The sequence below is a fragment of the uncultured Polaribacter sp. genome (assembly GCF_947497695.1).
Taxonomy (GTDB): domain Bacteria; phylum Bacteroidota; class Bacteroidia; order Flavobacteriales; family Flavobacteriaceae; genus Polaribacter.
Genome location: NZ_CANMHM010000002.1, coordinates 154,521 through 166,314 on the forward strand (window position 1 = coordinate 154,521; position 11,794 = coordinate 166,314).

Annotated in this window: 10 protein-coding genes; 7 read left to right on the forward strand and 3 right to left on the reverse strand. The window is 28.4% G+C overall.

All coding sequences use genetic code 11. The features are described from left to right. Positions 1-11 precede the first annotated feature (11 nt). The 4 genes from trpC to trpA all read left to right on the forward strand — a co-directional run bounded on the left by trpC (position 12) and on the right by trpA (position 3,684). The gene (gene trpC / locus Q0731_RS02970) at positions 12-800 is read left to right on the forward strand and encodes an indole-3-glycerol phosphate synthase TrpC (RefSeq protein WP_299059658.1); all 789 of its coding nucleotides are present in this window, start codon (positions 12-14) and stop codon (positions 798-800) included. Between the two features lie 120 nt (positions 801-920). Then, entirely contained in the window at positions 921-1,595 is a 675-nt protein-coding gene (locus Q0731_RS02975) for a phosphoribosylanthranilate isomerase (protein ID WP_299059660.1), read from the forward strand. An 83-nt stretch (positions 1,596-1,678) separates the two neighbouring features. After that, a complete protein-coding gene (trpB, locus tag Q0731_RS02980; protein WP_299059663.1) occupies positions 1,679-2,863 on the forward strand; it encodes a tryptophan synthase subunit beta in 1,185 nt (394 codons plus the stop codon). A 53-nt stretch (positions 2,864-2,916) separates the two neighbouring features. Next, a complete protein-coding gene (gene trpA / locus Q0731_RS02985) occupies positions 2,917-3,684 on the forward strand; it encodes a tryptophan synthase subunit alpha (RefSeq protein WP_299059666.1) in 768 nt (255 codons plus the stop codon). A gap of 57 nt (positions 3,685-3,741) precedes the next feature. Here the strand turns inward: trpA and Q0731_RS13185 are convergent, their stop codons facing one another. Then, positions 3,742-4,584, reverse strand: coding sequence for an FKBP-type peptidyl-prolyl cis-trans isomerase (locus tag Q0731_RS13185; protein ID WP_366915394.1), 843 nt, complete (start codon positions 4,582-4,584; stop codon positions 3,742-3,744). Positions 4,585-4,698: 114 nt separating this feature from the next. Here Q0731_RS13185 and Q0731_RS03000 point away from each other — a divergent pair, with 114 nt between their 5' ends. Then, a complete protein-coding gene (locus Q0731_RS03000) occupies positions 4,699-4,932 on the forward strand; it encodes a CDGSH iron-sulfur domain-containing protein (RefSeq protein ID WP_299059669.1) in 234 nt (77 codons plus the stop codon). Between the two features lie 43 nt (positions 4,933-4,975). Here the strand turns inward: Q0731_RS03000 and Q0731_RS03005 are convergent, their stop codons facing one another. Both Q0731_RS03005 and Q0731_RS03010 read right to left on the reverse strand, forming a co-directional pair. Beyond that, the gene (locus Q0731_RS03005) at positions 4,976-6,739 is read right to left on the reverse strand and encodes a hypothetical protein (protein WP_299059672.1); all 1,764 of its coding nucleotides are present in this window, start codon (positions 6,737-6,739) and stop codon (positions 4,976-4,978) included. 38 nt (positions 6,740-6,777) lie between these two features. After that, the gene (locus tag Q0731_RS03010) at positions 6,778-9,822 is read right to left on the reverse strand and encodes a tetratricopeptide repeat protein (protein WP_299059675.1); all 3,045 of its coding nucleotides are present in this window, start codon (positions 9,820-9,822) and stop codon (positions 6,778-6,780) included. A 161-nt stretch (positions 9,823-9,983) separates the two neighbouring features. Here Q0731_RS03010 and Q0731_RS03015 point away from each other — a divergent pair, with 161 nt between their 5' ends. Continuing rightward, complete coding sequence (locus Q0731_RS03015; RefSeq protein ID WP_299059677.1) at positions 9,984-10,670, forward strand: ATP-binding cassette domain-containing protein; 687 nt, start codon at positions 9,984-9,986, stop codon at positions 10,668-10,670. A 20-nt stretch (positions 10,671-10,690) separates the two neighbouring features. After that, entirely contained in the window at positions 10,691-11,791 is a 1,101-nt protein-coding gene (locus Q0731_RS03020) for a glycosyltransferase (protein ID WP_299059681.1), read from the forward strand. Positions 11,792-11,794 lie beyond the last annotated feature (3 nt).

An 11,794-nucleotide genomic window follows, 5' to 3' on the forward strand; every position in this document is an offset into this window, starting at 1 on the left:
TAATTATTTATATGACAATTTTAGATAAAATAATCGCATTTAAAAAGAAGGAAATTGCAAAGATAAAAGCAGAAGTTCCTGTACAGAATTTAGTAAAAAGTCCGAGTTTTGGCAGAGAAACCTTTTCATTAAAAAAATCTTTATTAGAAGTAGGTTCTACAGGAATTATTGCCGAATTTAAACGTCAATCTCCATCAAAAGGAATCATTAATGACAAAGCTACTATTGCAGAAGTTACTAATGGATATTTAGAAGCAAATGTGTCTGCTCAATCTATTTTAACAGATACTTCTTTTTTTGGAGGAACTATGGCAGATTTAATGGAAGCAAGAGTAATCAATCAACAAAAACCAATTTTAAGAAAAGATTTTGTTGTGGATGGATTTCAAATTGTAGAAGCAAAAGCCATTGGTGCAGATGCTATTTTATTAATTGCTTCTTGCCTTACATCCAAAGAATTAAAAAACTACGGGAATTTGGCTACTGATTTAGGTATGGAAGTTTTGTATGAAGTACATACGCAAGAAGAATTGGATAAAATAAACGATTTAGACAATAAAATTATCGGAATTAATAACCGTAATTTAAAAACTTTTGAAGTTGATTTAGAGCATTCTATAAAATTAGCAGGTCAAATACCTGATACTTGTTTAAAAGTTTCAGAAAGCGGTATTTCTGACCCTAAAATTATTACAGGGTTAAAAGAATTTGGTTTTCAAGGATTTTTAATAGGAGAAAATTTTATGAAAACGGACAATCCTGGAGAAGCTTGTCAAGAATTTATAAGTCAAATACGTTAAAAAAGTGTAACTGTTAAATTGTTTAAAAGACTGTTTTTTTTAAAGTTCTGGAAAAACAGTTAAACGCATAAACAATTACACGATTAAACAAAACTTATCATGAAATTAAAGGTTTGTGGAATGAAATTCACAGAAAATATGCAGCAAGTTGCAGCTTTAAGTCCAGATTATTTAGGGTTTATTTTCTATGAAAAATCGAAAAGAAATTTTGAAGGAATTATTCCAGAATTACCTAAATCCATCAAAAAAACGGGGGTTTTTGTAAATGAACTTATAGAAATTGTTGTTTCTTTAGTTGAAGAGTACAGATTAGAAGCCATACAATTACATGGAGATGAATCTGTTGAATATATTATAGCGTTAAAAAAGCAATTATTAGAAAATAGAGCTTTATTTATTAAAGAAAACAAGCAGATTAAAAAGCAAAAAAATAAACATTATATCTCTAAAAACGAAGTTGAAATTATAAAGGTTTTTGGAATTAAAGACACCTTTAATTTTGATGTTTTAAAACCCTATGTAGATGTTGTAGATTACTTTTTATTTGATACCAAAGGAAAAGAAAGAGGCGGAAATGGAACAAAATTTGATTGGACCGTTTTAGAAAAATATCCTTACAAAAAACCATTCTTTTTAAGTGGAGGAATTGGACTGGATGATTTAGAACAATTAAAAATAGTGTTAAACTCTAATTTACCAATTTATGCGTTAGATGTAAATAGTAAATTTGAAAGCAAACCAGGAGTTAAGAAAATAGACGAGTTAGAAAAATTTAAAAAAGAAATTTTTGTGTAATTGTGTAACTGTTGAATTGTGTAAAATACGCAAACCAACAATTACACGATTAAACAATTGAACAATTACACAACAAAAACAATATGAAATCAAAATTTCAACCAGACGAAAATGGATATTTTGGACAATTTGGGGGGGCATTTATACCTGAATTATTGCATCCTAATGTAAAAGAACTAGCGGATAATTATATTCAAATCATAGAATCTGAAGAGTTTCAAACTGAATACAAATCGCTTTTAAAAGACTATGTTGGTCGTCCAACACCTTTGTATTTAGCAAAAAGATTATCAGAAAAATATGGTGCTACAATATATTTAAAACGAGAAGATTTAAATCATACTGGTGCACATAAAGTAAACAATACTATTGGTCAGATTTTAATAGCTAAAAAACTGGGTAAAACAAAAATTCTTGCAGAAACTGGCGCAGGACAACATGGAGTTGCAACAGCAACAGTTTGTGCTTTAATGGGTTTAGATTGTACTGTTTTTATGGGCGAAAAAGATATTGTGAGACAAGCACCTAATGTTGCCAGAATGAAAATGTTAGGAGCAAAAGTGGTTGCTGCAACTTCTGGTTCTAAAACATTAAAAGATGCAACTAATGAAGCTATAAGATACTGGATTCAGCATCCAGAAACTTTTTATTTAATTGGTTCTGTTGTAGGACCAGCTCCACATCCAGATATGGTAGCACGCTTACAAGCCATTATTTCTGAAGAAATGAAATGGCAATTAAAAGAAAAAACAGGCAAAGAAAACCCAGATACAATTATTGCTTGTGTTGGTGGAGGAAGTAACGCTGCAGGTGCATTTTATCATTATTTAGATGATGACAATGTAGAATTAATTGCTGTAGAAGCCGCTGGTTTAGGAGTAAATTCTGGAGAAAGTGCTGCTACTTCTCAATTAGGTGAAGTAGGAATTATTCATGGTTCTAAAACCATTTTAATGCAAGATGAATATGGACAAATTGTTGAACCTTATTCTATTTCTGCTGGTTTAGATTACCCTGGTGTTGGGCCTTTACACGCTTTTTTATATGAAAGTAAAAGAGCAAAATTTATGAATGCAACAGATAAAGAAGCATTAGCTGCTGCCTATGAATTAACTAAAATAGAAGGAATTATTCCTGCTTTAGAAACTGCACATGCTTTGGCTGTTTTGCCTAAAATTAAGTTTAAAAAAGACCAAGTGGTTGTAATCAATTTATCTGGTAGAGGAGATAAAGACTTAGAAACATTTATACAACATTTAGAAGATTAAATTACACAGACCTCACAGGTTTTAAAAACCTGTGAGGTCTTAAAACATATAGAATGAATTCAATTCAGCAATTATTTCAAAAAAAAGATAAGAATCTTTTATCAATTTATTTTACTTGTGGATATCCAAAATTAGAGGATACTTCAAAAGTAATATCAGCATTAGAAAAAAGTAATGTCGATTTTATTGAGGTGGGATTACCCTATTCAGATCCTTTGGCAGATGGACCAACAATACAAGATAGTAGCCAGAAAGCATTAGAAAATGGTATTAACTTAGACATTATTTTCGATCAATTAATGACAATTAAACAAACCAACAAAACACCTTTGGTTTTAATGGGCTATTTAAACCAAATGCTAAAATATGGTGAGGAAAAATTCTGCCAAAAGGTTGTAGAATGTGGTATTGACACTTTAATTCTACCAGATTTACCAATGGTAGAATTTGAAAATCATTATAAAAAATTGTTTGATAAATATGGTTTAACAAATGTATTTTTAATCACTCCTCATACATCCGAAGAAAGAATTAGAAAGATAGATTCTTATTCTAAAGCATTTATTTATGTGGTTGCTTCTGCCTCAATTACTGGTGCAAAAGGAGATATATCTAACAACCAAGTTGCTTATTTTGAAAGAATAAAAGCAATGAATTTAAAAAGTAAACTAATTATTGGTTTTGGTATTTCTGATAAACAAACTTTTAATACTGCTTGTAAATATGCAAATGGAACCATTATTGGATCAGCATTTATAAAGTATTTGGGTAAAAACGGAATTGATAAAATAGATGATTTTATAAAACCAATCATCTCTTAAAAACAAAAAAGCGAAACTTTATCAGTTTCGCTTTTTTGTTCTTGAGTTTAAAATAATTTAATTTACACTAATTAGTTTTACATCAAAAACTAAAACAGAATATCCAGGAATTGTACCTGTACCTGAAGTTCCATAACCCAAAGTATAAGGAATTAACAAAACACCATCTCCACCTTTTTTAAAAAACTGTAAACCTTCTGTCCAACCAGGTATTACTCTACTCAAATTAAATGAAGCTGAGCTAGTACTTTCATCAAAAACAGTTCCGTTTAAAAAATATCCTTTATAATCAACAGTTACATTAGATGTTGCTGTTGGTTGACTTCCTGTTCCTTCATTATTAACAACATAATACAAACCAGAAGCTGTTTTTGTAGCTGTTAAATTATTATCTTCAATATATTTTAAAATGGCAGCTTCATTTTCTGCTTCAAAACTTGGGTAGGCTGCATTCAATTTTACATCAAAAATTAGTACAGCACCACCAGGAATTGTACCTGAAGCATTTCCAAATTGTGCATATCCTAATGATGAAGGGATTAGTAACTTACCCTCTCCTCCTTCATTAAAAAGTTGAAGCCCTTCCCTTAAACCTAATATTAAATTACTATTCATTGCAAAAGTAGTTCCAGCATCTGAAGTTTCGCCAAAAGTACTTCCATTTAAGAGATAACCTTTATAATTTATATTTACTACAGAAGTACTACTTACTGGGTCTCCTGTACCTTGACTATTAATAACATAATACAAACCTGAATCGGTTTTTGAAGCAGTTAAATTGTTGTCTGCTATATATTTTAGAATATCTTCTTCTGTTTCTTGCACAAATGAATTTTCATCATCTTTTAAACAAGATGTAAAAAGTAGTATTGAAAAAAACAGTGATATGTATACTTTCATTTTTAAATATTTTAAATTCTATACAAATGTAAATTAAAAATAAATCAATTTTAAGTTTGATAATAGAAGGTATTCATAAAATTAGTTATATTAGGGTCTTAAAAAATAAAAAAGATGGAATTACCAAAAAGAGCTGGAGATAAATCTATCCCAGTAGAATTAGAAGCAGGAAAAAACTATGCTTGGTGCACTTGTGGCTTGTCTGAAAACCAACCATTATGTGATGGAAAACACAGAGGAACAGGGATGAGTCCGAATGTTTTTACCGCAGAAAAAACAGAAACCAAAAACTTATGTGCATGTAAAGCAACTAAGAATGGACCTTTTTGTGATGGATCTCATAGATAATTTAAATTACCATTTCTAGTAAATTTGAAATGGTAATTTTTTTTTAAAAATTAAACTGATAACTTAAACCTGCTAAAATTTGAAATCCTTGGGTATCAAAATTTGCAAAACGTTGATATTCTGTATTTAAAACATTGTTTAGTTTTATGAATGTTGAAAATTTATCATTAAAATGATATCCTCCATTTAAATTCACATCCACAAAAGCATCTATGGTTTCAGAGCCACTAATTGCTGTTGGAAATTGCCCACTATATAAAGCATCTTTTCTTTCACTAACATGAAAAATATTTGTCCCTGCAAACCATTTATCATCAGAATATTTTGCAGAAAAAGTAACTTCTGTAGTTGGTAAATTCCAACTTTCTGATTCGTTTTCTAAAGTAAACTCATTGTAAATTCCTTGAACTCTAAATGATAAACTTTTAGAATAATCATAAGCTAACTCAGCTAGAATACTGGTTGTTTCAACATCATCATAAACCACACTAAAAGAATTTCCATATTCATATCCATTTAAAAGATTTCCTCCTAATGTATTATTTGTTCCGTTAGATTTTGAGGCATTTCTTAAAAATAAAGGCCTATCATCTTCAGATTTCATAATTCCTTTGAAGTTAAAACTGACCTTACTACTCACTTTACCGTTAAAACCAACAAATAAATTAGACTTTTCTAACGTTTGTTGAATCAATTGTGTAGGAGAAATAAACGGGTTTTCTGCTGCAAAATTTTGATACGTATTTGTGCGTAAATCTCCAGTAAAACCAGCATAAATATTTAGATAATTTTCTACTATAGATGTTTGGATAAATAAATCTGGCAAAATAAATGTATTGTTTTCATCATTTTCAGAATCTATAGATGCTAACAATTTAAAGCCCAATTTTAAAATAAAATTATTGTTTTGAATTTTATACTGTGGATTTAAACCTATTGTAGTTATAGCATATTGAATAGCATTTAGAGCTGAATAATCATTTTCAAAATCTCCTTTTAAAAATTCTATACTTGTTTTTAAATCAAGGTCATTTAAATTTGAACTGATAGCATATAAGGGGAAATTTAAATTTGTATTTAAATTTAATAAAACTTCAGTGCTTTTAAAACTATCTGTAAAATAAGACGCTTTTAACTCACCAGATTCAATTGTAGCATCTTTAATATTATAAGCTCCAATTAACTGAAGATTACTATAAATCTGTTCTTCATTTATAGCATTTGTTATTGGCTCTGTAAAAGTAATACCTGGTAAACCATACCAATTATATAAATTTCTTGCAGCATTTAAACGAACTTTCCAATCATAGTCTCGCTCATTTTGTTTGTAAAAAGCCCCTGCATTTAAATTAGAAAAATTACTATTTAAAACAGAATTTCTAATATTTTCTTCTGATGCAAGGTATTTTGCATTGAAACCTATCTCGTTTTTATAATGAGTTGTATGATGCAAATACGTCTCAAAATAAGGAGTTACATAATTACCAAAACCAGCTGCAACATAGTTGTCATAAATTCGCTCGTTAGAAATTAAATTTATACTTTTCACAACACCTGTTTTAGGAACAAATGTAGAAGCAACAGGTGCAGAAAAAATTGAATACCTTAATTTTTTCTTTTGATTTTTTCTAAGCAGTTCTATTTCAGGATTCTTTTTAATCTTGTTAGCATCAGAAATTTCTGGGTTGTATGTTGTTACAATATTTACAACTTCTGTTTTTACGTTTTCTTTAATTGAATCTTTTTTTTGAGCATTTAAACCTAAAAAAACAAAATATATTAAAAATAATGTGAAAGCTTTTTTCATTAATTGTATTCTTTTTAAAAGTACTGTTTACTTGTTATTTATTTTTCTAGAGGAGATACAGAAGTATTTGTTTTAGCCTCGTTTTCTTTAATCTTTTTTAATTCTAATTGAGCTTCTGTAACAATATCTTTAAATTGTTGAAAATTTTTGATGACGCTTTCTAAAACAAAAGTAGCTTGATATACATCATTTAAACCGTAGTAATTTTTCCCCATCACAACATAACTTTTCACGGCCCAATATTTATAAGAAGAGTAATTCGCAATTAAATTCTGTATTACTATGTTAGAAGATGCATACTCTTTTTTCTGATTCTTAAAATAGGCATTAAAATAAAGTGCCTCTGCTTTTAACTCGCCAGAAGCATTATTTTCTACTTCTTTATAATATCTTTCTGCACTTAAAAAATCTTTGTTTTTAAATGAAGTACGTGCAATTATTATTTTTGCATCATAAACTAACTTATCATCTAATTTATCTTTTGATAGTATTTTATGAGCGTATTCTTTTGCTAAACTCAGCATATTTGTTTGGTAATAACCTTTCATCAAATTACTTTGAGCGTACAAAATGTTTTCTGTATTGTAAGCTTCTTTTTCAAGCCTAGTTAAAAGAGGCAACGCTTTATTAAACACCTCTTTTTCAAGATATATTTGTGATAGTTTACTTAAAGAGTCTTCACTAAATTCATTTTGCTCTTGAGCTATAACAACTTGATAGTAGGGAATTGATTTATCAAATTCTCTGGCATTAAATAAAACATCTGCTAAATAGTAATTTGCCTTTAAACGATGTACTCCTTTAGCATAAGATTGTAAATATTTTTTGAGTGAATTTTTAATATCTTCTTCCTCTTTAGATTCAAAATATTTATTTTCTGCAACAGCAAAAGCGGCATCATCAAGATCAGAATTTGTAACATTTACAAACTTTAAAGTTTTTACCCAACTTACATAACCATCTAAATTACCATCATCAATATAAACATTTCTTGCATTGGCAACTGCCTCTAAAGCATCTGGAGAATTAGGAAACTGACTTGCTACTTTTTTAAACTTTTCTAAAGCTTTACTGCCATTATTACCATTATAATACAACAAACCTTGCCTAACTAAAGCTTTTGGCAAAAACACACTATTAGAATGCTTATCAATTAATCGATTATAAGCTTCGTGTGCTTTTCCGTTTTCTTTTATTAATGTATAGGTATTTGCTAACTGAAACAAAGCATCATCTTTTAAAGTAGAAGTGCTGTAGTTATTTACAACATTTGTAAGTGCGTTAATTTTAGTTGCATTATCATCAACAAAACCATAACTCATGCCTATTTGGTATTGGGCATAATCTGCCTCAGCACCTTTGTTCTGTAAAACTTCTGAATATGATTTTATAGCATTTCTAAAATTTCTTTGTGCATAATAACCATCTCCTAAACGAATTAAAGCATCTTCTTTTAAGTTTTTTTCTATGGCATTATTATTATTTAAAAAATTTCTAAAAGCAAAAGCAGCGTTTTTATAATCTTTCAATTTAAAACTTGCATAACCAATATTATAATCAATCAAAGCAAACTCATTACTATTAGTAGTTACTTCTCTTTTTAATCTTATAAATTTATCGAAAGCTTGTTGATATTTCCCTAATCGATACAAAGATTCTGCCTCCCAATATCTTGCTTTATCTTTAATTGAGGTTTCTTGAGCTCTTTTTGCTTCTACAAAGTAAGGTAAAGAGGCTGCAATTTTTTCATCATTAAACAATTGCAAACCTCTATATAAAGAAATTTCAGATATTAGAGCGGTATTTTTGCTATTGCTACGCTGACTTAAAAAAGCTAGAGCTCCATCATAATCTTGTTGATGAAGGTAAGATGAGACCACCAAATCGTTAATCTGTTCAAAAGAGGTAGAATTAGGATACTCTTTTAAATAATCTTGTAAAACCTCTGCTACACTTTTAAAAGGGTTCCCTGCTTCGTAACTTAATTTTGCATAATTTAAAGCTGCATCCTCTTTAATTTTTTTACTAAAACTCATTTGAGAAGCTGTTTTAAAAGCATTTAAAGCTTCTAATTTTTTATCTAATTTAAGATAACATTCCCCTAGATGATAATAAGCATTCTGTGCAACAGCATTTTTTTCTCCAATAATTTTATTAAAATTACTAATAGCTTTTTCAAAGTCGTTTTGAGTATAATAAGCAAAACCTAATTGATAATAATCAACGTTGTTCCATTTTCCTTTTTTACCTCTATAATTTTTTAAATAAGCAATTGCTTCTTCGTATTTTTTTAAGTTAAAATAGCTCTCTCCTATGATTTTAGAAATCTCAGATTTTTCTGTTCGCTCTCGTCTATTTAATTTTTTTATGAGTTTTTTTCCTTCAACAATACAATATTGAAACTTACGTGCTTGAAAATTAATATCTAATAAATAATAGGCTGTTTTTGCTCGATATTTAGAATTGTTAGAAATTTTTAACAAAGTAGCTTCCGCAGTTTCAAAATCTTCTAATTTATAAGCGATATAACCATAATAATATTTTGCATCATTACCATATTTAGGGTCATTTAGTAATAGCAGAAATAGTTTTTTTGCAGCAGTTAATTTTTTACTTACTACATAGGCATAACCCATTTTAAATTGCAATTCCTTTTTATCTTGGTTTGACAATTGAGAAACATCAATTTTCTGATACCATTTAAGAGATTCTGCCACTTGCCTATTTGCATAATAATAATTGGCTACATTAAAAATTGCTGAACTTTTTTTGGTGCTAGCAGGGTTTTCTTCAATAAAAGCCAACACTTTTTCATCTGCATTTAATTGGTTTAATTTTACCCCACACATTGCATTGTAATAGGCAATGTTTGTATGCAAATTAGTATTTAAAAAAGTTTTAACATCTATAGAATGTAACACCTCTTGTGCTGCAGCATACGCCTTGCTATTATATAGTTTTACGGCCTTATTGTATAATGAAGCCACACTAACTTCTGCTATGGTTTGCTGACTGTAACAAGTTACTGAAATTAAAAAAACAAAACCAATTAAAAACCGTTTTTTAAAAAAAACAAACCTCATATATTTATATTTGACATCTTAAATGAATAACGAACTTTTTTATTTTTTGTTTGATGATTCAAAAGAAATCTACAAACATTTTACATCAAATGTAAGAATAGTTTATAATTCATAGTAAATAATCGTTAGAAACTTTTAAGTTTGTAGAAACAAATTATTTTATGGAAAAACCAGTTTTACATTTAGAAAATGCGGATATCTATCAAAGAGATAATTTGGTGTTATCTAAAGTTAATTTAACCATTCAAAAGGGTAATTTTTACTATTTAATTGGTAAAACAGGAAGTGGAAAAAGTAGCTTAATGAAAACTTTATATGGCGATTTAAAGTTACAAAGAGGTATTGGAACTATTGTAGATTTTGATTTAAAAAAGATTAAAGAAAAAGAAATTCCTTTTTTAAGAAGAAAAATAGGCATTGTTTTTCAAGATTTTAAATTATTAAATGACAGAACTGTTTTTGGTAATTTAGAATTTGTACTAAAAGCAACAGGTTGGAAAGATAAAAAGAAAATTAAAGAAAAAATTGACGAAGTTTTAGATAAAGTGGGTATGAAAACCAAATACTATAAAAAAACATTTGAACTTTCTGGAGGAGAACAACAGAGGGTTGCCATTGCAAGAGCTTTGTTAAACGACCCTGAATTAATTTTAGCAGATGAACCTACAGGAAATTTAGATCCAAAAACATCATTAGAAGTGATGGAACTTTTAAATAAGATTCATAAAAGTGGCAAAACAATTTTAATGGCAACACATGATTATCAGTTAATTGTAAAATTTAAACAAAAAACTTTAAAATGTGAAGGTGGAGAATTGTTTGAAGTGATGCAAAAAACAACAGCTTAATTCGTAATAAATTTAAGCCATTGAAAAAAAAAAATAAAATTTTTGTAGCTGTAACAAATGATGTCTCAACAGATTACAGAGTGCATAAAATCTGTAATTACCTTGTAAATAAAGGTTTTGAAGTACTTGTTTATGGTAGAGTTTTGCCAAACACAATTCCTGTTAAAAGAGCTTATAAAATTGTTAGGAAAAAGCATTTTTTTAATAATAATTTTCTTTTTTACGCTGAATATAACATTCGATTGTTTTTATTTTTGTTGACTAAAAACTTCAATCACATCATTTCTAATGATTTAGACACATTACCTGCTTGTTTTTTTGCTAGTAAACTAAAAAACACAGATTTGGTGTATGACAGCCATGAACTTTTTTCTGAAGGTCCTGAATTACAAGGTAGAAAGTTTGTACAAAATTTTTGGCGAAAACTAGAAGACTATTTTCTCCCTAAAATAAAAAAAGCATACACTGTTAGTCAATCTATCGCTGAATTTTACGATGAAAAATATAATAATAAAATGGGGGTTATTAGAAATGTACCCTTAAAAAACGATCATTTTTTATCTGAAAAGGTATCATTTCCAACAGAAAAAAGAACCATATTATATCAAGGTATTTTAAACCCTGGAAGAGGAATTAAACCTATGGTTAAAGCTTTAAAATTTATAGAAAATTTAGATTTAATTATTATTGGTTATGGCAAGGTAGAACAAGAATTAAGAGATTTTGTAGCGAAAGAAAAAATGGAAACAAGAGTTCATTTTTTAGGAAGAATTGACAGACATCAATTGATTAATTACACTAAACTAGCTACTTTAGGTATGGTTTTAGAAGAACCCTTGGGTTTAAGTTTCACTTATTCTTTACCTAATAAATTATTCGATTATATTCATGCAGAAATACCAATAATTGCAGGTAATATGCCAGAAATTTCAAGAATTATCAACAATTACAAAGTTGGTGTTATGGTTGATGATTATTCTCCAGAAAAAATTGCAGAGAAAATTAATAAAACTTTAGAAGATGAAATGCTTTTAAAAAGTATAAGAGAAAATCAAAAAACAACAAAAGAAATTTTGTGCTGGGAAACTGAATCAAAAAAATTAGACAACTACTTTAAATAAAAA

Bases quoted from the DNA above. Each gene is read 5' to 3' on its own strand.
- Q0731_RS03010 (WP_299059675.1), bottom strand. From the start codon at position 9,822: ATGAGGTTTGTTTTTTTTAAAAAACGGTTTTTAATTGGTTTTGTTTTT.
- Q0731_RS03000 (WP_299059669.1), top strand. From the start codon at position 4,699: ATGGAATTACCAAAAAGAGCTGGAGATAAATCTATCCCAGTAGAATTA.
- Q0731_RS13185 (WP_366915394.1), bottom strand. From the start codon at position 4,584: ATGAAAGTATACATATCACTGTTTTTTTCAATACTACTTTTTACATCT.
- trpC (WP_299059658.1), top strand. From the start codon at position 12: ATGACAATTTTAGATAAAATAATCGCATTTAAAAAGAAGGAAATTGCA.
- trpA (WP_299059666.1), top strand. From the start codon at position 2,917: ATGAATTCAATTCAGCAATTATTTCAAAAAAAAGATAAGAATCTTTTA.
- Q0731_RS03005 (WP_299059672.1), bottom strand. From the start codon at position 6,739: ATGAAAAAAGCTTTCACATTATTTTTAATATATTTTGTTTTTTTAGGT.
- Q0731_RS02975 (WP_299059660.1), top strand. From the start codon at position 921: ATGAAATTCACAGAAAATATGCAGCAAGTTGCAGCTTTAAGTCCAGAT.
- Q0731_RS03015 (WP_299059677.1), top strand. From the start codon at position 9,984: ATGGAAAAACCAGTTTTACATTTAGAAAATGCGGATATCTATCAAAGA.
- trpB (WP_299059663.1), top strand. From the start codon at position 1,679: ATGAAATCAAAATTTCAACCAGACGAAAATGGATATTTTGGACAATTT.